Genomic DNA, 25,483 nt, shown 5'->3' with positions numbered 1-25,483 from the left:
TGTCAGCGGGCAACATCGGGATGCAGCTTCATGAGCTGGCGGTAGACGCGGACCATTGCCGGCGTGGCAGATTCTGTAAGTGAAACGTAATTGACCACGGCACGCCCCAGCATGGCTATAGCTTCTCCCGGCTCGACCACGATCTTGTCTTCGTTCGGATCATTCGCGTGCTTCAGGGAGTTGCGGACACCGTTGATCTCCTGCCGGATGATCTCGAATGGACGACCTCCGGTAAGCTCTCGATCGAGATCAATCAAGTGGTCGATCATGGCGCGCTTCCCGGTGCGCTGAAGGAGCTTGCCCAGGATTTCCTCTGCTGCGCCCGCTAGCGTGACGACCGCAAGATAGTCACCGCCCGAAAAATGGAGGGCTATGGCCGACTCAAGCTGTCTCGTTGCGACATCGAGTTTAGAAATTTCCATTGCCCGCTAACTTGTTGTAGACCGGAAAATTGCGCACGTAACCAGTTGGCTGCGGTATGCCGTGACCGCCCCCGCTGGCTTGAACCCCTTGTGACACCTGAGATTGGGCAGTGCGGCGCGTTTATTTTCAGTCATAACCAAATCCACAAAGCCCGCAGACGTGATGAAGGCAATCCTTACCATATGTTCATGATCAGAATACGATTGTCATGATTTCATGTCTATCGCATCAGTTCGGATGCTTTAAGCGAAAGACCGCTTCAGGTTCTGAGCGGACTGAGTACAAACTGAGGCGACAGTCGCCCCACGGAACTGAGTTGTACGAGCCCAAAAACAAAAGCCCGCTTTCGCGGGCTTCTGCTTTTCTTAAATCGCCTTAAACAGCGGACTTCGCACCTGCTGCGCATCCGCCGCCGAGATGAATTTCTCGGTGTAGATGTCGCGCTCGAAGAGCCGGCCCTGCATCAGGGTGGTGATGCAGGCGTCGATCATGAGCGGGGGGCCGCACAGGTAGGCTTTGTGATCGCGGAAGTCGTTGTCGAAGTGGGCCTTGGCCGCTTCGTGCACATAGCCGCGAAAGCCGTCCCAGTCCGAGCCTTCGGGCTCGTCCGAGAGGGTGGGCACGTAGGTGAAGTTGGGGTGCTTTTCCGCCAGGGCGGTGAACTCGTCGTGGTAGTAGAGTTCGTCGCGGTTGCGCTGGCCGTACACCAGGGTGATGGGCAGCTCGCAGCCTTCTTCGAGCAGGTCGAGGATCATGGAGCGCGGGCTGGAGAGGCCGGAGCCGCCGGCCATGAAGATCATGGGCATGTGGGCGGATTTCTTGACGAAGAAGCGCCCGTAGGGCCCGGTGATGCGTATCCGGTCGCCGGCCTTCATCTCTTCATGCACATAGGTGGTGCCCTTGCCACCGGGCACGATGCGGATGTTGAGCTCCACCTCGCCGTCGCTGGACGGGGCGCTGGCGATGGAGAAGGCGCGCGCGCCGATGTCGCCGGGCAGCTCGAGGTTCACATACTGGCCGGCCTGGAACTGCGCCGGGTGGTCGAGCTTGATCCATACGCCCTTGATGGTGGGGGTGAGGGATTCGATGCGGGTGACCTCGCCGTCGTAGTCCTGCACCGGCAGGTTGCGGGCGTCCGGGTCTTCTTCGATGTCGGCTTCGATGGTGATGTCGTCTTCCACCGTGGCGCAGCAGGCCAGGCATTTGCCTTCGTCGCGCTCGAAGTCCATGAGCGCGAAGCTGGAGGCCTCGCCGTGGTCCACCTCGCCGTCGACGATGTCCACCTTGCAGGTGGCACAGAGGCCGTGGCAGCAGGCATGGGGCAGGTAGATGCCGGCGCGCAGGGCGGCGTCGAGGATGGTCTGGCCTTCCTCGATCTCGATGGTCTGGCCCAGGGGTTCAATGGTCAGTTCGAAACTCACGCCAACCTCCGCTTCAGAATCCGGTGCCGTTGAGGCCGTTCAGGCCCGGCGTGGTGAAATGGATCGCGCTCTTGTGGGTGATGCCGTTCTCACGCAGGGAGGTGTCCAGCGCCGGGGTGAAGGGCTCGCCGTCCTTGCTCCACTGCACGGCGGTCCAGTCGATGTGGGCGAAATCCGGATGCCGGCTGTAGGTCTGGGTCAGCTCGGTGTCGATGAGCTGCTGGAAAGTCAGGGTCGGTGGCAGCATCTTGGCGACCGGGGCGTAGAACATGAGGTGTTTGTCCCAGCACAGGTACACCACCTGCATGCCATGGAAGTTGGCGGCCGCGTCCTTGACGACGGGCTCGAAGGGGCGAATGGATTGAACGGACATGTCGGTCTCCTGAAGCCTGTGGGTTTTTGCGGTGGGTTGGCGGATGGCGCTGCGCTTATCCGCCCTACGGATCGTGCCGGCTGTGTTCGGTCTAGACCCCTCCCCCTTCAAGGGGGAGGTTGGGAGGGGGATGGGGTGAGCGTTGCCACCGTTGAAACCCATCCCCACCCCAGCCCTCCCCTTGAAGGGGAGGGTGTCTGTCACTTCACCGGCACTCGCCGATATCCCCCGTTCAGTTACTGGTTGGACGTCGCCATGCCGCGCCACTGGGCGAAGTTCTTCTCGTCCTCGGAGCCGGCAAAGTCGCCGTTGTCGCGGCCGTTTTCGATGTGCCAGTACCTGAGCACCGAGGCGATCGGGTTGAAGTCCGGCGCGGTCGGGTCGTCGCCCTCGGCGAAGCAGTTGCCCTGCATGATCTGATGCACCGGCAGCCAGGCCTCGACGTACTTCTCCGGCTCGTTCTCGAAGATGTGCTGGCAGTGGTCGGAGCAGAAGTGGTATTTCTCGCCCTGGTGCTCCACCTGGCGGTAGGCGATCTGGGTGGGGTCGTCCGGCTCGGTGAACAGCATCGGGATCTGGCACACCTGGCACAGCTGCGGCAGGTTGGGGTTCACGAAGCGCTCGCCCTTGTCGGCCTGCTCGCGGAAGAACTCGAAGCGCGGGCGGTAGTAGGTGTCGAAGGTCTCCGGGTACTTCTCCGACAGCCAGTCGAGCTCGTCCTCGTTCGGAATCCAGGTGTGGAAGTTGGTCATCGGCGCGGCGGCGTAGAAGGTGGTCCACGCCTGGTGGGAGATGTGGTTCTTCTCCTTCTTGATCTGCTCGACGCACTCCGGCACCTTCACGCCGTAGCGGGCCAGGTCCTTGAACAGGCTCATGCCGTTCTGCTCGAAGTAGATCTCCCAGGCTTCCTTCCAGCTCATCACGCGCTTGGGCAGCATGTAGTCCATCATCATGGCGACGATGGTCAGCAGGCGCACGCCGCGCCAGGTCCATTTGTCGATCCACTTCTGCACGATGGGCAGGTTGGCCGGGTCCTGCTCGAGCATGAACTTGATGACTTCGAGGCCGAGGGTCATGTGCCGGGCTTCGTCCGACTGGGCGGAGAAACCGAAGGTCATGGTGCCCATGTCGCCGTTGTAGGCCGCACCCGAGACGAAGGGCACGAACACCAGGTTGGTCAGCACGTACTCGAAGGAGAAGCTGATCGCGATGATGTATTCGAAGGGGCCGCAGGTGCAGGCGTCCTCGAAGAAGCTCTTGGGCACCGACAGGTACCACAGCCGGTCGTTCATGTGCTTCCAGTCGTGGATGCCGTTGTAGAACCGGTTGTAGTTGGAGATGGCGTGGATCTGGGTCTGGGCGTGGCGCAGCTCGTCGATGGCCTGCATCTGGCAGGCCACCTGCGGGCCGACGCCGGCCATGTGCCGGCCCAGGCGGGCGAAGCCGCGGTGGGCGTTGTATTCCAGCGACGGCACCGCCGACAGGAAGATCTTCATGGCGTTGATGTAGCGCGCGTCGGTCACGTTCAGGTGGCCGTTGTTCTGGTTGTACGCGTCGATGATGGCGTACAGCTTGCGCTCCTTCTCGGCCTGGTACTTCCAGTAGGAGTCCATGGTCAGGCGGAACGGGTCTTCCCACTTGTCCCAGTCGTGGATCTTCAGCCCCTCGTAGTGGATCAGGGGATAGACATCCTCATGCTTCTCGTAGCTGGGCTCCCAGCCCAGGTCGCGGGTCATCAGGGCGTATTTTTCCTTCAGCCCCAGTTTCTTCTTCACGGACATGTCCATGGGTCGTTCTCCTCTCTGTTGCTTCGGGGCTCAGTCGTTCCAGGCCAGACGGAATTCGTCCTCGTCCTCGTCCACGTGCCCCGACAGGGTGATCAGGTGCACCTGCATCTCCTGCAGGTCGTAGGGGCGGCCGATGAGCTCTTCCATGGTTTCGCGCTTGAGCACGAGGCTGTGCGGCACGTTGATCTTCACCATGGCGGGTTGCTCGTCCACCACCGCGTTGGGGTTGTCCTGGAGCAGGGCCTCGACGATGTAGCGGCTTTCTTCGTTGGTTTGCAGGGCGATGAATACGTCAGACATGGCGGGATCTCACAGGTCGAGGCCGAGCTTGGCGGCGCGGGCGTTGAAGGATTGGGTGATGGTGTCGAGGATGGCGGCGGCGTCGGTGCCGAAGGCCTTATCGGCGATCGGGCCGAGCGCCTCGACGGCGCGGTCGCGCCAGGTGCGGGTCCAGCCGGTGAGCAGGTCGCGGTTGGCTTCCGATTCCTTGGCGGCGGTCTTGATGACCGCGTCGATCCACTTGCGCATCTCGGCATGCCACTCGGTCATGAACACGCACATCAGGGAGACGCCGGCACCGCCCCGGGCACCGAGGCGGGTGTCCACGAACTGCTCGTAGATCAGCGGGTACAGCAGGCCGTCGCTGACGAAGTTCTGCGCCACCAGCAGCTCGAACCAGTCGCGGGTGACCAGCGTCTTCTCCACCAGGCGGCGCAGCGGCTGCCAGGCGGCGTCGTTGATCCAGGCTTCACGGCCGGCCGCGAGCGCCTCGGTGTCGCCAAGGGCCAGGCCGACGCGGGTCAGGTACTGGGCCACGCCCAGGTTGTCCATGGCGGCGAACATGCAGGGCTGGGTGATCAGCGTGCCGTAGCCGTCCGCGCACATGCCGGTGTTGTTCATGTTGGCGCCCCAGGCGGCATGGCGCAGCGGCATCAGCACCTCGAGGGCGAGCCGGCGGTCGTCATCGCCCAGCTGGGCGAGCAGGCCGCGGGTCTCGACGAAGTCGAAGTTGGCCTCGGCGGAGTCCTGCTGGCGCGCCCGGGTCAGGGTGTAGGTGCCGTAGTAGAACTGGCGCGGGTCCTTGAAGGCGTACCAGTCCGCCATGACCAGGGCGGTGCGCTTCGGGTCGTGCAGCTCGTGCTCCGGATCCCAGCTGGGGCGGTACTGGAGGTTGGCGTCGGCCTGGATCTCGTAGCTGCCTTCCTGGTAGCGCGAGGCGGGCTTGTCGCCGAAGCGGCGCACCAGGTGGTCGAAGGTGTTGCGCAACGGCTTGATGCTGACGGTGCGAAGGTCAATCTGCATGGGGTCGTCTCCGTGGGGCCCGTCGCGGGCCGGTTTATTTGAATTGGCGCCCCGAGACCTCGCTCAGGCGCCACTGCTGCTGGTCGCCCGAGGCGCTCGGCGCATCGGTGAGGAAGGTCACCTGGTTCAGGGCACAGAAGTCGTCGAAGGCGTCGGCGTGGAGGATCATTTCCACGTAGATGTCCGGCTCGCCGATGGCGAAGTCGAACTCGACGAAGCGGTCCGGACGCAGCTCGCGCACCCGCACGTACTTGCGCATGGGGTCGAAGCCGCCCTGCCGGCCCGCCCCGGGGGCGGTCGGATGGCTTGCCATGATGGGCATCTCCTTGGGGTTCGGGTCCCGCACCGCGGGACCCGGCGTCAGGCGGTGATCAGGTCACCACGGTGAGGAAGCTCTCGTGCAGCTTGCGCTGCGGGTAGTCGAGGCCGCCGCCCTCGCCCAGGCCGTCGAAGGTCCAGGTGGTGGGCTCGTAGTCCGGATACGGCTGGTAGCCGCCCATGAAGGTCTCGAAACGGTTGCCCGACGGATCCCAGGCGTAGATGGTGCAGCCGCGGGTGATGCCGTGGCGGGTGGGGCCGATGTCGATGGGCACCTTGTTCATGGCCAGGATGTCGCCGGCACGCAGCACCTCTTCCCAGCTCTCGAGCAGGAAGGACAGGTGATGCAGCTTGCCCGGCTCCGGATGCTCGACGAACGCGATGTCGTGCACCTTGTGCGAACAGGACAGCCAGATCGCCGCCTCGCCCTCGCCGTCCGGGCCGAGCACGCGCTCCACCAGATAGAAGCCCAGCACCTCGCAGAAGAGCTTCTTCACCTCGGCGATGTTCGGGCCGTACAGCAGGCAGTGGTCCAGGCGCACCGGCGCGATGCCCTTCTCCGCGGCCGGGGTCCACGGCGCCGGATTGGTCACCTGGAGGCCGTTGCCCACCTGGGTCTTGGTGGCGTAGAGCTCGATCTTGTGGCCGCTGGGGATCTCGAAGCGCACGCGCTCGCCGGTCTCCATCAACTCGCCCGCCGGGATGCGTTCGGTCGTCAGGCCGTATTCCTGCAGATCGCGCTCGAGCTTGTCCAGGGTCGCCTCGTCGAGCACCTTGAAGGCGAAGAAGTCGATCCCGGCGCGATCGGACTCGCGCAGGATCAGGCTGTTGTGGTCGCGCTCGTCCCAGCACTTCAGGTAGACCCGGCCCTGCGCGTCGCGACCGGTTTCCACCATGCCCAGCACGTCACGATAGTGGCGCACCCCTTCTTCCAGATTCAGCACGCGCAGCTGCGCATGCCCCGGACGCAAAACACCGGTCATTGCCATTTGGATCTCCTCCTCAATGAATCAGATTTTGGTTTTCTCTGTCGGGCGCAAACCGGCGTTCGTACAGACCGCCTTGTGCATCTTGCCCAGCACCTTCACTGACACATCACCCCGGGGAAACACACGGCAGGCGAGCAAACGACGCTCGGCCCGATCCTCCTCGGTGACATGCTGGCAGCTCATGGCGCGGGTCTCGTAGTCCCCGGCCGTGACCTCCACCTTGCAGACGCCACAGCCACCCCCACGGCACCCCACCGGGATGCCGCGACGACCGGAACGGGCCATGGCGATCAGCAGGTTCTCCTGCTCACCGCACGTGTAGCGCTCGCCGGTCTCTTCGATGGTGACCTGATAAGGCATGGCGTCTCCTCCTGCATGTCCTGACGAATCCGTCAGCCGGGCGCGGGAATCAGTTTTTCTAATCGCGCCCTCAGCCCCATTAATGCAGGGGCCGTGCCAGGGGAGCCAAGTGATTGATTTGGATGGATTCTCGAGATTTACGGCGAAAAAGGCGTCAGCCCTCGCCTGACGATTTTGAACACCTGCCCCGAACGCCTGACAAAATGGTCAAGCTGCGTCGCAACAAATTCATTTGGAATCAACTGTTTAGCCCCGCGCCGCCAGAATCGGCGCGGGGCGGCGCCCAGAGCGCTCAGCCCGCCGCGTCGAGCGGCCAGCCCGGCGCGGCCATGCCCGGCCGCCACCCAACGACCTCGTAGTCGGCCACACCGGCCTGCTTGAACGGGTCCTCGGACACCCACTCGGCCACCGCCGCGGCCGACGCGGCCCGGGCCAGGATGATCCCGCCGGTGCGCGGCTCGCGCGGCCCCGACATCAGAAAGTGGCCGGCGTCGTAATGCCGTTCGAGGAACGCGCGATGGGCCGCCAGCTGCGCATCCACCTCCGCCAGCGGACGCCGATAGGTCAGCATGATCAGATACAGCATGGTGTGTTCTCCTTGCATTCAGGGGCGCAGCAACAGGGCGCCGGTGCTCTCGCCCGCCGCCAGCCGGCGCTGGGCCTCGGCCGCCTGCGCCAGGGGCAGCACCGCCCCCACGTTGGCCCTCAGGCCGTCGCGCAGCCGCGCGAAGGTGGCCGTCACGCCCTCACGATACTGCGCCGGATCGGCCATGAAGCCGAACACCCCCGGCCGGCTCAGCGCCACCGGATGCGCCGGCCCCAGCAGGGCCGGATCGATCGGCCCGGTCTCGCCGTCCACCTGGCCGATGCTGGCCACCGCGCCGAAGGGCCGCACCGCGCGCAGCGTCCGCGGCAGGGTCTGGCCGCCGATGCCGTCGATGGCGAAGTCGACCCCGCGCCCGTCCGTCAGGGCCATGACGGCCTCGACGAAGTCGGTCTCGCGATAGCGGATCGCCGCATCGAGGCCGTGTCGCCGCGCCAGATCCGCCTTCGCTTCGGCGCCGACCGTGCCGATCACCCGCGCCCCCAGCGCCCTGGCCCACTGCACCAGCACCAGACCAAGGCCGCCGGCCGCCGCATGAACCAGGAGCGTATCGCCCGCCTTGAGCGGCCACACCCGGGAAAACAGCATGTGGGCCGTAATGCCGCGCAGCAACACACTGGCCACGGTGTCGTCGCCGATGTCGTCGGGCAGCGGCACGGCCCGCTCGGCCGGCAGGTTGCGGGCGCTGGCGTAGCTGCCCACCGGCGCGCCGGCGTAGGCCACCCGCTGGCCCACCCGCAGGTGCCCGCCCCCCGGCCCGACGGCCTCGACCACGCCGGCGGCCTCGGCGCCGAGCACCGCGGGCAGGGCCGGTAGCGCATAGCGGCCGGTGCGATGGTAGATATCGACGAAATTGACCCCGATCGCGGTATGGCGGATGCGCACCTCGCCGGCCGCCGGCGGCGCCAGCGCGACACGACGCCGCCTGAGCTGGCCAACATCGCCGGGCTGCTCGATGAACACCTGATCCGCCATGCGCGAATCCGACCGGGTGAGGACTTGAGAAGACATGCCGGGCTCCGTGGAATTGAACTTGCACGGGCAGCTTAAGGTGATCAGAATCACCCAACAATTCCACAATCATTCGCACATAGTGTGCACATTTGCACAATGAGCCCGACCCCCGAACCGAACCGCCTGCAGTGGGACGACGTGCGCCATTTTCTCGCCCTGGCGCGCCAGGGCAGTCTGTCCGGCGCCGCGCGCACGCTGGGCGTCGAGCACACCACCGTGGCACGCCGGGTCGAGGCGCTCGAACACGCCCTCGGCATTCGCCTGTTCGATCGCCTGCCCCGCGGCTGGTCACTGACCGCCGAGGGCGAGACGCTCATGGCCCAGGCCGGGCGGATGGACGACGAAGCGCAGGCCTTCTCCCGCACCGCTCTCGGCGTCTCGTCCCTGCAGGGCACCGTGCGCCTCTCCGCGCCACCGGTGTTCGCCGGCCATTTCCTGGTCCCCGCCCTGGCCGCCCGGCGCGATCGCTGGCCCAACATCGATCTGGAGGTGATCGGCGAAGCGCGCGACGCCAACCTCGCCCGTGGCGAGGCCGATCTGGCGATCCGCCTGTCGCGCCCCACCGCCCCCGGGCTGGCCACCCGCCCCATCGGCCGGATGGGCTACGGCCTGTACGGCGCGCGCGGCTATGCCCAGCGCCCGGCGCACGAGTGGACCTTCCTGGGCTATGACGACCCGCTCGTGCAAGTGCCCCAGCAGCGGTGGCTGCGCGACATCGCCGGCACCCGCCGCTTCGTGTTCCGCAGCAACGACCTGGCCGCCCTGCTCGGCGCCGCCCGCCACGGCCTCGGCGTCACCGTGCTCCCCCACTTCCTCGCCGCCGACGACCCCTCGGTGGCCCCGATCGACCCGCCCGGCTGCGACATCGTTCGCGACATCTGGCTGGTCATGCACCCGGACGTCAAACGCTCCCCCCGCGTGCGCCTGATCGCGGATCTGGTCGCGGACGTGATCGGGGGCGCGAGCGCGGTGCTGCTGGCCTCGGAGTGACGGGTGGCCCGGCGGTCGAGCGGCGGTCCAACTTCGGCCGGGCGCGCTTGCCTGCATGCAGGGCGGATGAGCGGCGCGTCATCCGCCGAATGGCCCCGCTTCGATTTGCGCACACGACGGAAGGCGCTTTGCCTTTCCTCCCTACACGGGCCGACGCCGTGAAAACGAATGAAAGCGCGAACCCAATGGACATACGCCTGCTCTGTTCGTAAGCTGTAATGCAGGTAACGGATGCGCTCGCGTAACTGGTCGAGGATGTTGGCCGAGCGAAGCGGCGGCAGCTGGTCGAAGACGCTTTTCGTGGGCGGCATAGGCGGTGTTTTTGTACAGCTTGGTATCCGCATACCTGTCGTGAAAAGCGCATTTTTGGGGCCGATGTTATGGAGCAAAAACGATGTTACGCAGCAAATCTGTCGCCCTAAAACAAAGTTGGGGTACTCAGATATGAAATCACGCATATTGGCTGCGGCGCTGTTTAATTGGTCAGCAAGTGCTTTCGCAAAGCTACCGGAGGCAGCCGGGAGTGCCTTCAATCACATCTACTATGCAATTGGTGTCTTTTTCGCGTTCGGCCTGGCATCAATATTTCTCAGTAGCATTCTGGCGCGCAAGTTTGCTCCCGGGTCGCGTGATCTGCGACAGTTGGTCATTGTGTTCGTCACTGTCATCGGCTGCGGTATCGGGGGCTTCGTGGCTACTAAGGCGGTGCGCTAACACAATTTTTCCGCCCCCCAACAATGCGCTTCAGCCGACCGTCAAAACGCTGCGCATTTTGCCGCCGGCTGAGCTTGGTCGTTGGGCATCAAGAGAGAGTCTTATGCAAGACGAACACGCCGCTGAACCGGACAACACAGCCGTTCGCACCGCACTATGGCGGGCGCTGCATGTACAAGCGGATGCGCCGCCGCACGTCTTTGAAGATGAAGTTGGCTTGAAGCTAGTGGCGCCGAGTGACGATTGGCATAACCGCCCAGACATGAGCTCGTTCACCAAGCCATTTCGCGCGGCCATTCTGGCCCGAGCCCGCTTCATTGAAGATTTGGTCGAGGAGCAAGTTTCACGCGGTGTCGGTCAGTATGTTCTGCTCGGTGCTGGCTTGGATTCGTTCGCACAACGCAAGCCCGAGCTTGCTTCTCAACTGCGCGTTTTCGAGCTGGATCAGCCGGAGTCCCAAGAATGGAAGCGCCAGCGCCTTATGGCGGCCGGCTTTGGTATCGCCGATCACCTTAGGCTCGTCCCGGTGGATTTCGAGGCTGGCGACAACTGGTTGGAGCGATTGGTTGCATCAGGCTTCGACGTGAAGCGCCCGGCAGTCGTGACATCTACCGGTGTAAGCATGTATTTGACCAGGGAGGCAATCGTAGCCACCTTGCGTCAAATCGCGTCGCTCGCGTCAGGTTCCACGCTTGTCATGTCCTTCCTTTGCCCATTCGAAATGCTGGATCCTGACATACGCGTCGGAGTTGAACGTGCAGCGGAAGGTGCGCGTGCTAGTGGCACGCCTTGGATCAGCTTCTTCAAGCCGGACGAAATAATGGCTCTTGCCCGCGGAGCGGGCTTCAAGCAAGTGCAGCATGTGTCGGCCGCCGCTCTGGCAAAACGTTACTTCGCTGGCAGAACAGATAGTTTGCGCCCACCAAACAATTCCGAGGAACTGCTGGTGGCAACGGCTTGAATGCCCAACAAATCGCTCCAGCCGAGCGTCATCCCGCTACGCGGGCTGCCGGCGGCTGAGCTCAGGCGTTGGGCGTCAGAAAGCACTTCCTCGGCTACATTGCCCTCGCATGACTAATCCACCTCCTCTGGCTCCGCTAGATGCAAATGGAACGTCGGTCGGAGTTGGCGACCGAGTTGAGATCCTTACTATTCCTCATTGGCTAACGCATGACCTTCCCTCTGAAGATCAGTTGCGCCTTAAAGCCTTTGCGGGAAAGGTTGTTGCCATCACGGAGATCGACAAATTCGGTTATCTCTGGTTTTCCTCTCTGGAGGCCGACTTCTGCCTTCGCCCTGAAGAGGTTCGGCGTGTCTAGTCCTTTCAACTCCGTTGGGAGATCTAACCGGTGAGCGCGTCTGTGTCGAAAGAGCATTGCTGCGAATCCATGCGCTATTGGGCTGGCTACCGTTGTGAGCAGCACCCCGATCCTGCCGCTTGCCCCGAGAACATCATTTTCTATTCCAATGCCGCGGGTGAGTATGGCATCCGCGTTCACGACGGCGGCTCATCGTATATCGAGATCAAACATTGTCCGTGGTGCGGGGCTCAACTGACGCCCAACTTGAACGTTGGGCGGCACAAACATGACCAGCACTGATGCTCTGTACTCCGAACTCAAGCCAGACATCGCCATGGTTGCAAATCAGCTGTTCGATCTTTCCGAGACGTTGCTCCGTAAGCAAGGCAACTTCTTGCCACACGCTGCGGTACTCACAGAAGATGGAGACCTAAGGCTTGTCGGTGCGGCTCCCGACACCAAAAGCGACCGCACAAACTCCACCGAAGTGTTGCCCCTCTTGCACGATGGCCTTCGCTTTGAAGCAAAGCAGTTTCCGCTCAAAGCAATTGGCATCGCCGAGAACGTCACCATCACCCTTGAGGAGCAGCGTCCCACGAAGGCAATCAAGGTTCTTTTCGAGCATAAGCGTGGCCTTACCGTAGCGTTGTACCTCCCATTTGAGAAGAGACTGCTGAAGGGCTATGTATTTGGAAGTACGTTTTCCTTGGCAGCCAATCCGGAAGTCAATGTGTGGGCGTAATGTGCCGCCCAACCCATCATTCCACCGGACCTGCGCGAAAAGCCGCGCAGGTCCGGTGATTTTGAACGTTCGGCGACTCCGTTCCGGCAAGGATCACCTCCCGGCCTACCGCAGTTCTCCGGTCAAGAACTGTGCGCGACCACGACCAAACGACCAATCCGCATCGGAATTCTCCACAAGGGAGACGATGAGATCATCTGGCGGCACGCCGCAGTTCGCTTGGAGCCTCTCTGCCAGCAGGCGATAGAACTCGACCTTCTGTGCCTGAGTGCGCTTTCGTGAAACGACGGTCAGCAAGACGACATCGGACGATCGGGCGTAGCCCAGGCCGGTGTCCTGCAGCACCAGCTCCCCCGCGCGGTGCTGGGTGACGCATTGATAGCAATGCGCAGCCCAGACAAGGCCCGCTGGGCCGCCTCCGGGATGCATCGGTTGAGCGAGCACTGACCCCGGATTTCGCTGCGCTGCATCCGGGCTACGAAACCACCGGCCACAACGGCCCGGAAGCCACCCGTCTCCAAGCCCATCCGCCCAGCAAACACCATCGCCTCCCTTGCGGATGCCGCTTCGCCCCCTACGCCCGCCGCTTTAGCCGATACGACAACTGCCGCCGCGAAATCCCCAGCGCCTTCGCGGCGTGGGTCAGGTTGCCGTTGGCGCGTCGCACCGCGAGCTCGATCAGGCGCCGTTCGTGGGCTTCGAGATTGAAGCTGTCCTTGTCGAGCACCTGCTCGCACAGGCGGTTGCGGTTCGATTCCTCGGCGTTGCCGACCACGCCCGAGACGTCCACCTGGGCGCCGGAGTCGGTATCGGCCGGGGGGTCGGCGAACAGGTGCTCGATTTCGATCTGCCCGCCTTCGGGGGCAAGCAGCACGCCGCGCTCGACGAGGTTTTCCAGTTCGCGCACGTTGCCGTGCCAGGCGTGGGCGAGCAGGGCGCGCAGGGCGCGGTCGGTGAGGCCGCCGAGCTGCTTGCCGTAGCGGGTCTCGTACTTGGCGATGAGGGCCTTGGCCAGCTGGGGGATGTCGCCGGGGCGTTCGCGCAGGGGCGGGATGGTGACCGGGTAGGTGGACAGGCGGTAGTACAGGTCGGCGCGAAAACGCCCTTCGGCGATGGCGCGGGGCAGGTCCACGTTGGTGGCGGCGATCACGCGCACGCTCACCTTGCGGATCTGGTGGCCGCCGAGGCGCTCGACCTCGCCGGTCTGCAGCACGCGCAGCAGCTTGACCTGCGCGGCCAGGGGCAGGTCACCCACTTCGTCGAGGAACAGGGTGCCGCCGTCGGCGCGCTCGAAGCGGCCCGGGCGGGAATGCTGGGCGCCGGTGAATGCGCCCTTCTCGACCCCGAACAGCTCCGATTCGATCAGGTCGTGCGGGATGGCGCCGCAGTTGATGGCCACGAAGGGGGCGTCGGCGCGGTCGGAGTTATCGTGCATCCAGCGCGCGAACATCTCCTTGCCGACGCCGGTCTCGCCGAGCAGGAGCACGCTGATGGGGCTGTTGGCGGCCTTGCGGATGAGGTCGAAGGCGGCGCGGAACTCCGGCGAGCTGCCGACGATCTCGCCCTCGGTGCTGACCGGGCCGCGGGCGCCACCGCGCAGGGCGGTCAGCTCGTCCTCCAGGCGGCGCATGGGGTAGTCGCCGCGATGCTGGCGGAAGTAGTCGAGATAGCCGTCGTCCGGGTCCCAGGCCTCGGCCGGCTTGGCCAGCAGCTTGCAGGCATGGTCACCGCGGCCGACGCAGCTGACCTCGCGAAACACGATGAAGCGCTTGAAGAACTGGCTGGTGTAGCCCGAGGCGTAGCCGACGATGGTCCAGCACACCGGGTCGTCGCCGATGCCGAAATGCTGGATGTGGGACTCCGCCTCCCAGGTGTTGGCGAGCAGCACTTCGCCGAAGAAGATGCCCTTCTCCCAGTCGATTTCCTTCTTGGTGATGGTGGGTCTGACCATGCCCTCGAAGGCGTGCAGCTCGGGGCCGATATTGAATACGTCGAAGGGATCGCCCTCGCCGATGAGCGAGCGCGCCAGTTCGGCGTCCTGCTGGCCGGCACCGAAGCCCATGCGGATGAGCACCCCGCGCGCGCCATGCTCGCCGAGGGCGTCGAACAGTTCGCGCCGCATGTGCCCCACGGCCTTGGCATGCAGCAGCAGCATGCGGTTCTCGTCGAGCCAGATCTGGCCGGCGTCGATGTTGAAGCGAAGTCTCGAGCGCAGGTTGAACTGCTCGATCAGGGTCTGGGCCATCGTGTCTCCGTCACAGCTTCTGTCAGGGCGCGAGCTGTTGGTCTGCACTGTATCGCACCGCGCGCGATGGCGGCAGATGCGTGGCCGGCCCCGCCCGGAGGCGTGTTGTCGTTGTCGTCGGCACGGCGGCAGCACTCGTCAGGGTAGCGCGGTAGCGAATTACCGTCCAATACTGGTACTTTCCTGTCGTGATACCTTTCAGGTATTGGAACAACACCCCGCACGGGAGGCCGCGCCATGGACCTGCGCCAGCTCCGCTACTTCGTCGCCGTGGCCGAGGAAGCCAACATCGGCCGCGCCGCCGCGCGCCTGCACATTTCGCAGCCGCCGCTCACCCGGCAGATCCAGCAGCTGGAGGCCGACCTGGGCGTGGTGCTGTTCAACCGCACCCCCAAGGGCATGGAACTGACCCCGGCGGGCGAGCTGTTCCTCGACGAGGCGCGCAACATCCAGGCACTGGTCGAGCAGGCCACCGAGCGCACCCAGCGCGCCGGCCAGGGGCGGCTCGGGCGCCTCGACGTGGCCATCTTCGGCTCCGCCATTCTCGACGTGATTCCCGAGGTGCTGCTCGAGTTCCGCACCCGCTACCCGGACGTGAACGTGGTGCTGCACACCATGACCAAGGCCGAGCAGATGGAGGCGCTGCGCCAGAAGCGCATCAACGTGGCCTTCAACCGCATCCTCGAGCCCCAGCCCGATCTGGAGATGCACCTGGTCACCGCCCAGCGCATCATGCTGGCCGTGCCGGCGCATCACCCCCTGGCGCAGCAGGACGTGGTGCCCTTTCCCCAGATCGCGCCCTACCCGCTGGTGGTCTTCCCCACCGGCACCCGGCCCAGCTTCATCGACCGCCTCATGAGCATGTGCGCCAAGGCGGGCTTTCAGCCCAACGTGTCGCAGGCGGTGGGCGACACGGTCAACGCCGTGGCGCTGGTGGCCTGCGGCTTCGGCATCTGCGTGGTGCCCAGCTCGGCCTCGACCCTGCGGGTGCCGGGCGTGGTCTACCGGCCCTTGTCGGAGGTGCCCGACGGCGGCTGCGTGGACCTGACCTGCTTCCACCGCGCCGGCGACACCTCGCCCATTCTCGCCGGTCTGCTCCAGATCGTGGACGCGTACCGCGAACGCACCGCCGCGCCCGGCTGAGGGCGCCCGCTCACCGCGCGCGCTTCTTGCGCCGATACTCGAACTGCCCCCGCCCCAGCCCGAGCAGGCGCGCCGCCGCCGAGGCATTGCCGCCGGTGGTGCGCAGGGCGTGCTCCATCAACAGGGTCTCGACGCCTTCGAGCGAGCCGGCCTCGGCGAGCAGCCGGTCGAGCTGCCGTGAGCGCGGGTCGACCATGGGGTCGGCCGATGTCATTCCTTGCCCGCTCCCGGTCGCCGCGGCACCCACCGCAGGTGCGAACTCCGGCAGGGTCTCGCCGCCGGAGAACAGGTGCTGCACGTCCATGTTGGCACCGTCGTCGGCGAGGATCACGCCGCGCTCGATCATGTTCTCCAGCTCGCGCACGTTGCCCGGCCAGTCGTAGGCCCACAGGGCCTCGGAGGCGCGCCGGGTGAGGCCGGCGATGGTCTTGCCGAAGCGCTGGGCGTAGCGCTGCAGGAACACGTTGACCAGCAGCGGAATGTCCTCGCGGCGATCGCGCAGGGGCGGGATCTCGATGGGAAACACGTTGAGGCGGAAGAACAGATCCTCGCGGAAGTGGCCGGCCTGCACCGCCTCGCGCAGGTTGCGGTTGGCCGCGGCGACGATGCGCACGTCCACCTTGCGCACCCGGGTGTCGCCCACCCGCTCCACCTCGCCCTCCTGCAGCACCCGCAGCAGCTTGCCCTGGGCGTGCATGGGCAGCGAGCCGATCTCGTCGAGGAACAGGGTGCCGCCGTCGGCGCGCTCGAAGCGCCCGGGGCGCGCGGCGCTGGCGCCGGTAAACGCCCCCTTCTCCACGCCGAACAGCTCCGCCTCCACCAGCTCCTGCGGGATGGCGGCGCAGTTGACCGACACGAAGGGCTTGTCGGCGCGCGGCCCGATGGCGTGCAGCGCCTTGGAAAAGCGCTCCTTGCCCACCCCGCTCTCGCCCATGAACAGCACCGTGGCGTCGGTGGGCGCGACCCGCTTGAGCCGGTAGGCCACGGCGTTGAAGCCGGCCGAGGCCCCCACCAGGTCGGGCAGGCCGCTGTCGGGCGGCGGAGCCACATCGGCGGCGACCGCCCGGTGGCGCGGCGCGGTGACGAAGTCCTCCACGCGCAGGAAGCGCAGCACCTCGTCGGCGTCGTCGCATTCCTCGATGGGCTGGCCGATCACCCGGCACTGGGCATGGCCCATGGCCACGCACTCGATCTCGCGCCAGATGACCGGCCGCCCCATCATGGCGGTGGTGTAGCCGCAGGCGTAGCCGGCCATCATCCAGCAGGCGGGCGAGCCGCTGACGCCGAACTCGCGCAGGTGGGTCTCCGCCTCCCAGGAATGCTGCCAGTAGTAGTCGCCCCAGAACTGGCCGGACTCGGCGTCGTACTGCATGCGGTCCACCACCCGGTTGCGCACGAAGCCTTCGACCTCGCGCAGGCGCGGGCCGCGCGCCAGCGCGAGGTCGATATCGCCGCCGGCCGCCGCGCGCAGGTTGCGCGCATCCTCCACCCCCTGCTGATAGCCCAGGCGGGTGAACAGCTCGCGGGTGGCATCCAGCCCCAGGCGTTCGATGAGCTCGCGCCGCAGGGCCGCCAGCGAGTAGCCATGCATGAGCAGCATGCGCTGGTCGAACAGGCGGATTTCGCCCTCGTCGGCGGCAAAGCGCAGGTGACGGGCGAGAAAGGCGTCGTCCGCGCCATGGGCGTGCAGTTCGAATCCCGGGGCAGCCGGCGTGGCCATGGGCGGCTCCTGTGGTGAGCAGATGATATGCATGATCTCATGCAATTGCATGATTTCAAACATTGCACTCTGCGTTTTATGAATCAATCCGCCCGGCTCGAACACCGCACCGCGCTTGCGATAGCGCGCCCGAAACCCGCAGTGGACGGGGATTTCTCTGCCGCGGCCCGGGCCTTGGCACAGCGATTGCGATGGATCCTCCACAACACGTGCCGACATCCGCATCGGCCATCACAACGCAACACCCCATGGAGGAGACGCCATGAACGCGCAGACCGACTTGCGCCTGGACGCCCGCATCACCCGTCGCACGCCCCTGGCCACCGACATCGTCGGCCTGACCGTGGCCGCCGCCGACGGCCGCCCCCTGCCGCCCGCCGAGGCCGGCGCCCATATCGACCTGTGCCTGCCCAACGGCCTGGTGCGCCAGTACTCCATCGCCCGCCAGTCGGAGGCCGGCTACGAGCTGGGCATCCTGCGCGATCCGGCCAGCCGCGGCGGCTCGGCCTGTGTGCACGAGACCCTGGTCGAGGGCGCCACGCTCCAGATCAGCCCGCCGCGCAACCTGTTTCCGCTGGCAGCCGACGCACGTCGCTCGCTGCTGTTCGCCGGCGGCATCGGCATCACCCCCATCATCGCCATGGCCGACGCCCTGCACGCCGCGGGCGCCGATTTCGAGCTGCACTACGCCACCCGCAGCCGGGACCGCGCCGCCTATCTCGACCGCCTCGCCACGGCGCCCTACGCCGACCGGGTGCATTGCTACCACGACGACACGCCGGAGGCCGGCCGGCTCGATGCGGCGGCCCTGCTCGCCCACCCGCAGCCCGGCACCCACCTGTATGTGTGCGGCCCCAACGGCTTCATGGACCATGTGATCGACCGCGCCCGCGCCGCCGGCTGGGCCGAGGCCGATGTGCACTCGGAGCGCTTTGCCGCGCCGGCCATCGACACCGCCGACGACGGCAGCTTCGCGATCGAGATCGCCAGCTCCGGCCAGACGATCCAGGTGGCGCCCGAGCAGAGCGCCATCGCCGCCCTGCACGCGGCCGGCTTCGACGTGCCGCTGTCCTGCGAGCAGGGCATCTGCGGCACCTGCCTCACCCGCGTGCTCGACGGCGAACCCGATCACCGCGACATGTTCCTGACCGAGGCCGAACGCGCCGCCAACGACCGCTTCACCCCCTGCTGCTCACGCGGCAAGGGCCGGCTGCTGCTGGACCTCTGAGCCCCATCCACACACACGAGAGAAGAAGACCATGGAGACGAAACACAAGTACCTGACCAACACCTGGTATGTGGCCGCCCTGTCCACCGAGGTGGACGGCGAGGCCCTGTTCAAGCGCACCCTGCTGGAGACCCCGGTGCTGATCTACCGCAAAGCCGACGGCACCCCGGTGGCGATGCGCGACCGCTGCCCGCACCGCTTCGTGCCCCTGTCCATGGGCACGCGCGACGGCGACCAGGTGGTGTGCCCGTATCACGGCCTCACCTTCGACTGCAGCGGCAAGTGCACCAGGAACCCGCACGGCAACCAGGCCATCCCGGCCGCCGCCAAGGTGCGCAGCTACCCGCTGCTGGAGCGCCACGGCTTCATCTGGATCTGGATGGGCGATGCGCCGGCCGACGAGAGTGCACTGCCCGATTTCGGCACCCTCGACGTGGGCCACGAAAACGGCATCGCCCACACCTACATGAAGTGGCCCTGCTACTACGAGCTCATCACCGACAACGTGATGGACCTGTCGCATGTGGACCATGTGCACGGCGAGATCATCACCACCCGCGGCCAGCTCTCGCCCATGGTGCCCAAGCTGGAAGAGGAAAACGGCCAGGTGGCGGTGCAGTGGAACTGGTCGCAGACCCCGCCGATGCTGATCTTCAACGACTTCCTGCCCGAGCCGGGCGTGGCGGCGCGCCACTTCGTGCGCGTGACCTGGTCGGCGCCGACCAACCTGCAGCTGACCATCGGCGCCACCCAGGACGACGACGCCCCGCTCGACTACGAGCACACCGTGGGCCAATACGACCTGCACGCGTGCACGCCGGAGGACGCGGACAACACCCACTACTTCTTCGCCACCCGACGCAACCACATCGAAGAAGACGCCGAGTTCAACAAGATGAAGATCGAAGCCATGCACAATGCCTTCGCGGACGAGGACGGCCCCATCCTCAAGGCGGTGCATCAGACCATGGAGACCACCGACTTCTTCAGCCTCGGCCCGGTGCTCATCAGCTCCGACCTCGGCCCGGTGCGGGTGCGCCGCCTGCTGGCGCAGATGATCGAGCGCGAACAAGCCGCCAAAACGACCGCCGCCGGCCAGCCGGCCACGGCCTGAGGCCGCTTCAGGAGGGGTCGGCCGGTCCGCCGGCCGGCTCGCGCGCCGCGTCCACCTTGTCGCGGTAGGTCTCGATCAGGTTCTCGAGCCGCACCCGGCCGATGCCGGTGAACGGCTCCGCCTCGCCGAGCACCGAGAAGATGCCCTTTGCTTCGTAGGCGTGGAGCAGATCGTCGGCCGCACCGGCCAGCTCGCCGTTGTGGACACGGCAGGTACGCAGGGCCGCGCCCTGGCGGGCACCGTCGGCTTCGGCGCGCGCGCGGGCGCGGGTCTGCGCGTCCAGCTTCGCCCGGGTCTGCTGGCCGGCGTCGCGCTCGGCGGCCAGGTCGGCCTCGAGCTTGGCCACCCGCGCCTCGAGCTGCTTGCGCTCGGCCTGCAGCGCCCGCACGCGCGAGGCGAGCGCGCCACGCGCGCTTTCCGCCTTGTCGAGCGAGGCCGCGATGTCTGCCTTTTCCGCCTGCGCGGCGCTCACCTCGGACTGCGCCTTGGCCGCCGCCTGCTGGGCGTCCCGCGCCGCCTGCATGGACTGGCGCACCTGCAGGCGCAGCTGGCGGATCTGGGCGTCGCCGGCGGACTGGGCCTGCGCCGGGGCGCTGGCGAGCAGGCCGGCCAGGATGATCGCGAACAGGCGCAGCATGGGCATCTCCATCAGAACGAGACCGCGAGGTCGATCTGCAGGGAATCGACGCCGAACTTCTCGCCCGGATACAGGGTCGGGCTGTCGATCGTCTTCGCCGAGCTGTACTTGAGGCCCAGCGAGGTGCGGCTGTCGATGCCGTAGGCCAGGCTGAACTCGTAGCCCTTCATGTTGGTGCCGCCGAGGCCGAAGTCGGAGTCGGTGAAGGCATCGAGCACCGAGTCGGAACCGACGCGGCGATAGGCGAGCGCGGCGTTCCAGTCGCCCATCTCCTTGATCGAGGGCATGCCCACCGCCACCCGCAGCAGGTAGGCGCGGTTGCTGCCGTCGGTCATGCGCAGGCCGGTGCGGCGGTAGATCTCGTCGCGGTCGAAGGCCGGGTTGCGCACGTATTCGGCCGAGAGCATGACGTGCACCGGATCGAAGCTGGCCACGTCCGCCGAGGCGGTGAGCGCCATCGGCTTGAACTTGGAGGCCAGACCCCACAGCGGGTTACTGCCGGTCAGGCCCGGATAGGCCGAGGCATCCAGGCTGCTGTTGGTGGTGAACAGGGTGTTGCCCTTGCCGCGGAAGCCCTTCTCGTAGGCGTACTGCCCGTAGGAGGCGCCGGCGCCGATCCCCACGGTGTAGTCGTTGTCGGCGCGCCCTTCCACGTGCTTGTAGTCGTACTGGGCGAAGCCGAGGCGCACCCGCACGTCCTCGGCGGCACGCCAGTTGAGCCCCAGCTGCACCCCTGCAGGGCACGGTCGCCGTGCTGCCCGGGCGACTCGGAGCGCAGCGGAAACCAGCCGGCGGTCAGGAAGGGGGTGAAGCGCCCGGCCTTGAACGGGTAGCTCGCGGTGGCGGCCACGCCTTCGAAGTTCAGGTCGTCGTCCCAGATCAGGTTGGTGGCGAACCAGGGGTTGGGGATGCGCCCGCCCGACAGCTTGAGCCAGTCGGCGGGCGCATAGTTGATGTAGGCCCGATCCACCACGAAGGTGTATTTGTTCAGGTTCTGGCCCAGGGTCTGGTTGGTGGACACCCGGTCGCCGGTGTTGCCGGTCGCCAGGCGCACGCCCGCGCTCACGCGGTTGGACAGGCGCGCCTGCAGCCCCAGCCGTGCGCGCACCCGCCAGCGGTTCACGTCGTCGGTCACATTGCCGGTGGGCGAGCCGTTGGCGGAGATCTCGGTGGCACCGGCGTTGCGGGTCAGGTAGGGCGCGCCGCTACCGGCCAGGGCCGGCTTGCCGGTGGCCGGATCGACGCCGAGCGCGTTTACATAGGCGGCCGCCGGGGTGTTGTCGTTGGCGAAGCGATCCGCCTGGTAGCGCACCCGCACATCGCCTTCCCAGCGGATGCGCGACACCCAGTCGGGCACCGCGTTGGGCGCGGCCCAGTGGTCTTCGCGCGCTTCGGCCAGCACCTCCTGCTTGATCTCGTCGCGGATCTGGTCGCGCACGATCTGCGGCACATAGGGCACCCGCACGGTGGGGGCGGCGGGCGCCTCGGCCGGTTGTTGCGCCACCGCCTGGGCGGCGCGCTGCCGTGCCTCGCGCAGCATGGCGTCGGCCTGCTCGCGCTTGAGCACGCCGTTTTCCACCAGCACCTCGATCAGGTTCAGGGTCGTCTGGCGCAGGGCCTCGAGCGACTGGCGGTCGTCGGCGATGGCGGGCGACTGGACCAGCGCGAAGGCGAGGACGGTGAGGAGCAGTTTTCTCTTGAACATGGTCATGGCCGATTAGCCGGTCACCCGATTGGTGATCCGGACGGAAATGGGTTGGGGCAAGGCCTGGGGCGGGGCTTCGGGCAGCGGCGGCAGATCGGTCAGCGCGGTGCGCAGGCGCGTGTCCATGTCGGCGTCGCCGGTGCTGTCGATCAGCTCGGCGCGGCGGATCGAGCCGTCGGCGTCGAGCCACACGCGCAGCTTGACGCGGTAGTCCAGGCGCTTGATCTCGTCGCGGCGCGCCAGCGCGCTTTGCAGGTGGCGCTGCAGCATCCGGGTGAAGAAGGCGAATTGCAGCGCGTTGCCGCCCCCGCCGCCGATCTCGCCACCGATGTAGTCCTGCGTCACGGTGCCGGCGGCAAAGGGGCTGGGGCCGTCGCCGGCCTCGCCTTCCATCTTGATCTGCGGGTCCGGCTCGGGCTTGGGCGCGTCCTGCGGCTTGGGCTGATCGAGCTTGACCGCCTTGGCCTCGGTCCGGGGCTCGGGCTTGGGCTGCTCCTTGGGCGGCGGGGGCGGCGGCGGTGGCGGGGTGTCCGGCAGGATGGTGATCTTGGTGACCTGGCGCGCCGGGCGCTTGGCCTCGCCGCCCAGACCCTGAACCAGGAAGACCAGCCCGCCGACCAGCGCGGCGACGACCAGCACCAGCCCGACACGACGGGCGTGGCGCTTCCAGGGCGCGTCGAGAATGTCCTCTTCGGCCAGTCCGCTCATGTGCCGATCCGTGCCGTGATCAGCCCCAGCCCCTCGATCTGCAGGCGGTTGACCAGGTCCACCACCTCGATGACACGGGCGTACTGGGTGGCCGGATCGCCCTTGACCATGACCGCGAGCTTGGGGTCGCGCGCCTTGGCGGCCTGCAGCTGGGTCTCCAGCTCCGCCAGGGTGACGCCGATGCCGTTGATCATGAAGCGCCCCTCGGGCGTGACCTGCACGATCTTGGTCTCGTGCTTCTCGGTGCTCGGTTTGTTGCTCGGCTTGGGCAGGTTCATGGTCAGCCCCTGCACCGAGGCGGTGGTCATGATGATGAACACCACCAGGAGCACGTACGCCAGATCGAGCATGGGCGTGACGTTGATCGAGTCGTAGGGTTTGGTGTCGTCCTTGACCTGCATGACCGGGCCTATTGCGCGCGCTTGGTGACGAGGCCGACCTCGGTGATGCCGAGCTTCTTGCAGATCTCCAGCGCCTGCATCACCTTGTCGTACTGGGCCGCGGCGTCGCCCTTGAGCACCACCGGCAGCGCCGGGTTGAGGGCCTTGAACTGGGCCAGCCGGGTCTCCAGCTGGGCCATGTCCACCGGATAGGCATCGAGGAACACGTCGCCCTGGCGGGTGACGGTGATGGCCCGGGTCTGCGGCTTGGCGAGGTTCTCCGCCGCCGAGGTCACGGGGGACTCGACCTTGATGCCCTGCACCGAGGCGGTGGTCAGGATGATGAACACCACCAGCAGCACGTACGCCAGGTCGAGCATGGGCGTGACGTTGATGTCGTCATAGGGCTGGTTGTCTTCGCGAACGTCGCCGGCCATGACCCCGCCCTCAGGACGCGTAGACCTCGGCGATGCGCGTGATGAACTCGTCGACGAAGATCTGCATGTCCGCCGAGATGTTCTTGATGCGCGAGGCCAGGTAGTTGTAGCCGAACAGGGCCGGGATCGCGACCGCCAGGCCGGCCACCGTCGCCAGCAGCGCGGCGGCGATGCCCGGCGCGATGGAGTTCACATTCACGTCGCCGGCCGCGGCGATGGCGGCGAAGGTGATCATGACGCCGACCACGGTGCCGAGCAGGCCGAGGAAGGGGCCGCCGGAGATGGCGATGGTGAGCAGCACCATCTTGGCGTTGAGCTTGTGCGATTCGCGCACCAGGTCCGCATCCACGGCGGCCTTGATGGCGTCGATGGAGGCGCCGGTGATCTGCGTCTGCCCGGCGTCGGTGCGCTTGGACAGCTCGCGCACCCCGGCCGCGTACAGCCGGTAGAGCGAGGAGTGGCCGTGGCGCCGGTCCGCCGCGATGGACAGAAAATCGTGCCCGGCCTCGCGGAAGCGGTGCAGGAAGGCGCGGTTGTGGCTGTCGATGCGCGCCACCAGCTGTGCCTTGGCCACCATCACCATGAGCGCGATGGCGAACATCACCATGAGGATCGCGATCACCACCCAGGCGTCGGTGGTGAGGTTGCCCACCAGGATGCCGAAGTAGGAACCGCCGCCCTCCTCGGCCACCTCGCCGGCGTCCTCCACCACCCGGATCAGGCGGCCGTCGGCACCCTGCGCGGCGGCATTGAGCTTGACCCACTCGGCGCTGCGCGCGGTGGTCGACACCTCCAACTCGTCGATCAGGCCGGCGAAGCCCTCGCCGATCACCACCGGGGCCTGCTGCAGCGGCAGCGTGGCGGTGCCGGCGGCGGCCTGCTGGCCGTCCAGGTAGAACTTGAGCTGGCCGCCGCGCGCGGTCATCACCACGTACTGCCAGGCGTCCGGCGTGATCGCGCCGCCCACCACCTCGGTGTCCGGCGTGCGCAGCATGAGCGTGCCCTTGTCGATCTCCAGGCGCACGTCGCCCTGGCGGTAGAGCGTGCCGCGGGTGACGCCCGCGTCCGGGCGCACCCACAGGGCGATGGTGGTGCCGCGCGCATCGTCCATGGACAGGCTCGCCGAGGGCACCAGCTCCAGCGTGGCGGTGCCGTCGAAGCGGGCGCTGGGGCCGATCAGGCCGGCGCGTTCGATGGCGATCGGCGCCACCGCGGTGTTGCCGTTCGCCGTCGCATCCTTCACCACCCCGTCGGCGGCGTCGAAATGGAACACCGCGCCGGTGCTGGCATCGAAGCTGCCCGCCGCGTTCTGGGCGTCGCTGGCGCTCACGTTGCCGAAGTAGAGATAGACCTTCTGGTCGGCCATCTGCGGCGCCACCTGGGGCAGCTGCACCCACAGCACGCCGAGCTCCTCGGTGGCATCGAAGCGTTCGATGTGGAAGTTCAGCGGGGTGAGGTCGTCGGCGGCCACCAGGCGCAGGTCGCTGCCGTCGAGCTTGGCGCCGAGGAAGTCGAAGTTGCCGCTGTGCAGGCGCACCGGCACGGTCACATTCGCCACCGCGCCCCCGGGGGCGACGCCGGTCTCGGCGGTGGTGTCGACCACCACGGCACGGCGGGCCGTCCACGACTCGTTCCACCAGGCCTGGGCGGTGATTGGCAAGGCAAGCGCGATCAACAGGGCGAACAGTTTCTTCATGGCGGCAAGGTCGTCTGACTGAGCCCGACATGTTGGAGAAGCCGTGTTAAGCCGCACCGTCGGCGTGGCACCTTGGTCGTAGTCCTATCGGACTAAGCGATGCCCGGGGCCACCCTTTTGTCATGGGCGGGA

The 25,483-nt window shown here is 66.5% G+C and carries 28 protein-coding genes and 2 pseudogenes; 8 read left to right on the top strand and 22 right to left on the bottom strand.

Annotated features, from left to right (window positions below; genetic code table 11):
* Window positions 1-2 precede the first annotated feature (2 nt).
* From G3580_RS00500 to G3580_RS00450, 11 genes are all read right to left on the bottom strand, one after another.
* The gene (locus G3580_RS00500; protein WP_173763399.1) at window positions 3-422 is read right to left on the bottom strand and encodes a hypothetical protein; all 420 of its coding nucleotides are present in this window, start codon (window positions 420-422) and stop codon (window positions 3-5) included.
* A gap of 366 nt (window positions 423-788) precedes the next feature.
* Window positions 789-1,844, bottom strand: a complete 1,056-nt coding sequence (locus G3580_RS00495) for an NADH:ubiquinone reductase (Na(+)-transporting) subunit F (RefSeq protein ID WP_173763398.1) — start codon at window positions 1,842-1,844, stop codon at window positions 789-791.
* Between the two features lie 13 nt (window positions 1,845-1,857).
* The gene (locus G3580_RS00490; RefSeq protein ID WP_173763397.1) at window positions 1,858-2,217 is read right to left on the bottom strand and encodes a phenol hydroxylase subunit P4; all 360 of its coding nucleotides are present in this window, start codon (window positions 2,215-2,217) and stop codon (window positions 1,858-1,860) included.
* A gap of 236 nt (window positions 2,218-2,453) precedes the next feature.
* Complete coding sequence (locus G3580_RS00485; RefSeq protein WP_173763396.1) at window positions 2,454-4,004, bottom strand: aromatic/alkene/methane monooxygenase hydroxylase/oxygenase subunit alpha; 1,551 nt, start codon at window positions 4,002-4,004, stop codon at window positions 2,454-2,456.
* A 30-nt stretch (window positions 4,005-4,034) separates the two neighbouring features.
* The gene (locus tag G3580_RS00480) at window positions 4,035-4,304 is read right to left on the bottom strand and encodes an MmoB/DmpM family protein (protein ID WP_173763395.1); all 270 of its coding nucleotides are present in this window, start codon (window positions 4,302-4,304) and stop codon (window positions 4,035-4,037) included.
* Between the two features lie 9 nt (window positions 4,305-4,313).
* A complete protein-coding gene (locus tag G3580_RS00475) occupies window positions 4,314-5,306 on the bottom strand; it encodes an aromatic/alkene monooxygenase hydroxylase subunit beta (protein ID WP_173763394.1) in 993 nt (330 codons plus the stop codon).
* A 34-nt stretch (window positions 5,307-5,340) separates the two neighbouring features.
* A complete protein-coding gene (locus tag G3580_RS00470) occupies window positions 5,341-5,619 on the bottom strand; it encodes a phenol hydroxylase subunit (protein ID WP_173763393.1) in 279 nt (92 codons plus the stop codon).
* A gap of 58 nt (window positions 5,620-5,677) precedes the next feature.
* Window positions 5,678-6,613 (bottom strand): catechol 2,3-dioxygenase, encoded by a 936-nt coding sequence (locus tag G3580_RS00465; RefSeq protein ID WP_173763392.1) that lies wholly within the window; start codon window positions 6,611-6,613, stop codon window positions 5,678-5,680.
* A 21-nt stretch (window positions 6,614-6,634) separates the two neighbouring features.
* Window positions 6,635-6,973: a 2Fe-2S iron-sulfur cluster-binding protein gene (locus G3580_RS00460; protein WP_173763391.1), complete on the bottom strand. Its 339-nt coding sequence runs from the start codon at window positions 6,971-6,973 to the stop codon at window positions 6,635-6,637.
* 292 nt (window positions 6,974-7,265) lie between these two features.
* Complete coding sequence (locus G3580_RS00455; RefSeq protein ID WP_217424565.1) at window positions 7,266-7,559, bottom strand: YciI family protein; 294 nt, start codon at window positions 7,557-7,559, stop codon at window positions 7,266-7,268.
* Window positions 7,560-7,577: 18 nt separating this feature from the next.
* On the bottom strand, window positions 7,578-8,588 hold the full coding sequence (locus G3580_RS00450; protein ID WP_173763390.1) for a quinone oxidoreductase family protein: 1,011 nt from the start codon (window positions 8,586-8,588) through the stop codon (window positions 7,578-7,580).
* A 99-nt stretch (window positions 8,589-8,687) separates the two neighbouring features.
* On the opposite strand from G3580_RS00450, the gene G3580_RS00445 reads away from it, so the two are divergent.
* Window positions 8,688-9,581 (top strand): LysR family transcriptional regulator, encoded by an 894-nt coding sequence (locus G3580_RS00445; protein WP_173763389.1) that lies wholly within the window; start codon window positions 8,688-8,690, stop codon window positions 9,579-9,581.
* Between the two features lie 152 nt (window positions 9,582-9,733).
* On the opposite strand, the pseudogene G3580_RS00440 reads toward G3580_RS00445, so the two are convergent.
* Window positions 9,734-9,838: pseudogene (locus tag G3580_RS00440) on the bottom strand (phage integrase N-terminal SAM-like domain-containing protein); the annotation flags it as partial.
* Here G3580_RS00440 and G3580_RS19915 point away from each other — a divergent pair.
* From G3580_RS19915 to G3580_RS00430, 4 genes are all read left to right on the top strand, one after another.
* Window positions 9,813-10,295, top strand: coding sequence for a hypothetical protein (locus tag G3580_RS19915; RefSeq protein WP_228720725.1), 483 nt, complete (start codon window positions 9,813-9,815; stop codon window positions 10,293-10,295). The pseudogene G3580_RS00440 and the gene G3580_RS19915 sit on opposite strands and share 26 nt — an antisense overlap.
* Before the next feature lie 103 nt (window positions 10,296-10,398).
* Window positions 10,399-11,256, top strand: coding sequence for a class I SAM-dependent methyltransferase (locus G3580_RS00435; protein WP_173763388.1), 858 nt, complete (start codon window positions 10,399-10,401; stop codon window positions 11,254-11,256).
* A gap of 388 nt (window positions 11,257-11,644) precedes the next feature.
* A complete protein-coding gene (locus G3580_RS20425) occupies window positions 11,645-11,896 on the top strand; it encodes a DUF6980 family protein (protein ID WP_407670964.1) in 252 nt (83 codons plus the stop codon).
* On the top strand, window positions 11,883-12,338 hold the full coding sequence (locus tag G3580_RS00430; protein ID WP_173763387.1) for a hypothetical protein: 456 nt from the start codon (window positions 11,883-11,885) through the stop codon (window positions 12,336-12,338). Before G3580_RS20425 ends, G3580_RS00430 begins: the two co-directional genes overlap by 14 nt.
* Before the next feature lie 105 nt (window positions 12,339-12,443).
* Here the strand turns inward: G3580_RS00430 and G3580_RS00425 are convergent, their stop codons facing one another.
* Both G3580_RS00425 and G3580_RS00420 read right to left on the bottom strand, forming a co-directional pair.
* Window positions 12,444-12,767: a tautomerase family protein gene (locus tag G3580_RS00425; RefSeq protein WP_173768490.1), complete on the bottom strand. Its 324-nt coding sequence runs from the start codon at window positions 12,765-12,767 to the stop codon at window positions 12,444-12,446.
* Window positions 12,768-12,912: 145 nt separating this feature from the next.
* Complete coding sequence (locus G3580_RS00420) at window positions 12,913-14,583, bottom strand: sigma-54-dependent Fis family transcriptional regulator (RefSeq protein ID WP_173763386.1); 1,671 nt, start codon at window positions 14,581-14,583, stop codon at window positions 12,913-12,915.
* A 237-nt stretch (window positions 14,584-14,820) separates the two neighbouring features.
* Between G3580_RS00420 and G3580_RS00415 the strand changes: the two genes are divergently transcribed.
* Window positions 14,821-15,726: a LysR family transcriptional regulator gene (locus G3580_RS00415; protein ID WP_173763385.1), complete on the top strand. Its 906-nt coding sequence runs from the start codon at window positions 14,821-14,823 to the stop codon at window positions 15,724-15,726.
* Window positions 15,727-15,736: 10 nt separating this feature from the next.
* Here the strand turns inward: G3580_RS00415 and G3580_RS00410 are convergent, their stop codons facing one another.
* Window positions 15,737-17,446, bottom strand: a complete 1,710-nt coding sequence (locus tag G3580_RS00410) for a sigma-54-dependent Fis family transcriptional regulator (protein WP_173763384.1) — start codon at window positions 17,444-17,446, stop codon at window positions 15,737-15,739.
* 262 nt (window positions 17,447-17,708) lie between these two features.
* Here G3580_RS00410 and G3580_RS00405 point away from each other — a divergent pair, with 262 nt between their 5' ends.
* Together G3580_RS00405 and G3580_RS00400 are read left to right on the top strand one after the other, a co-directional pair.
* On the top strand, window positions 17,709-18,674 hold the full coding sequence (locus G3580_RS00405; RefSeq protein WP_173763383.1) for a PDR/VanB family oxidoreductase: 966 nt from the start codon (window positions 17,709-17,711) through the stop codon (window positions 18,672-18,674).
* Window positions 18,675-18,705: 31 nt separating this feature from the next.
* The gene (locus tag G3580_RS00400) at window positions 18,706-19,788 is read left to right on the top strand and encodes an aromatic ring-hydroxylating dioxygenase subunit alpha (RefSeq protein WP_173763382.1); all 1,083 of its coding nucleotides are present in this window, start codon (window positions 18,706-18,708) and stop codon (window positions 19,786-19,788) included.
* 7 nt (window positions 19,789-19,795) lie between these two features.
* Here G3580_RS00400 and G3580_RS00395 read toward each other — a convergent pair whose 3' ends face one another.
* The 7 genes and pseudogenes from G3580_RS00395 to G3580_RS00370 all read right to left on the bottom strand — a co-directional run bounded on the left by G3580_RS00395 (window position 19,796) and on the right by G3580_RS00370 (window position 25,351).
* Window positions 19,796-20,425, bottom strand: coding sequence for a hypothetical protein (locus tag G3580_RS00395; RefSeq protein WP_173763381.1), 630 nt, complete (start codon window positions 20,423-20,425; stop codon window positions 19,796-19,798).
* An 11-nt stretch (window positions 20,426-20,436) separates the two neighbouring features.
* Window positions 20,437-21,114, bottom strand: coding sequence for a putative porin (locus G3580_RS20200; RefSeq protein WP_267313320.1), 678 nt, complete (start codon window positions 21,112-21,114; stop codon window positions 20,437-20,439).
* A gap of 92 nt (window positions 21,115-21,206) precedes the next feature.
* Window positions 21,207-22,130 (bottom strand): annotated as a pseudogene (locus G3580_RS20195) (putative porin); the annotation flags it as partial.
* A 12-nt stretch (window positions 22,131-22,142) separates the two neighbouring features.
* Window positions 22,143-22,838, bottom strand: coding sequence for an energy transducer TonB family protein (locus G3580_RS00385; protein WP_173763380.1), 696 nt, complete (start codon window positions 22,836-22,838; stop codon window positions 22,143-22,145).
* Window positions 22,835-23,239, bottom strand: a complete 405-nt coding sequence (locus G3580_RS00380) for an ExbD/TolR family protein (RefSeq protein WP_173763379.1) — start codon at window positions 23,237-23,239, stop codon at window positions 22,835-22,837. Before G3580_RS00380 ends, G3580_RS00385 begins: the two co-directional genes overlap by 4 nt.
* Window positions 23,240-23,247: 8 nt before the next feature.
* Window positions 23,248-23,655: an ExbD/TolR family protein gene (locus tag G3580_RS00375; RefSeq protein WP_173763378.1), complete on the bottom strand. Its 408-nt coding sequence runs from the start codon at window positions 23,653-23,655 to the stop codon at window positions 23,248-23,250.
* Window positions 23,656-23,665: 10 nt separating this feature from the next.
* Entirely contained in the window at window positions 23,666-25,351 is a 1,686-nt protein-coding gene (locus G3580_RS00370; protein WP_173763377.1) for a DUF2341 domain-containing protein, read from the bottom strand.
* Between the last annotated feature and the right edge of the window lie 132 nt (window positions 25,352-25,483).

Source organism: Nitrogeniibacter mangrovi, from assembly GCF_010983895.1.
In the GTDB taxonomy this organism is placed as follows: domain Bacteria; phylum Pseudomonadota; class Gammaproteobacteria; order Burkholderiales; family Rhodocyclaceae; genus Nitrogeniibacter; species Nitrogeniibacter mangrovi.
Note: the sequence above shows the minus strand (reverse complement) of the source record. Positions and strands in the feature narration are given on the sequence as shown.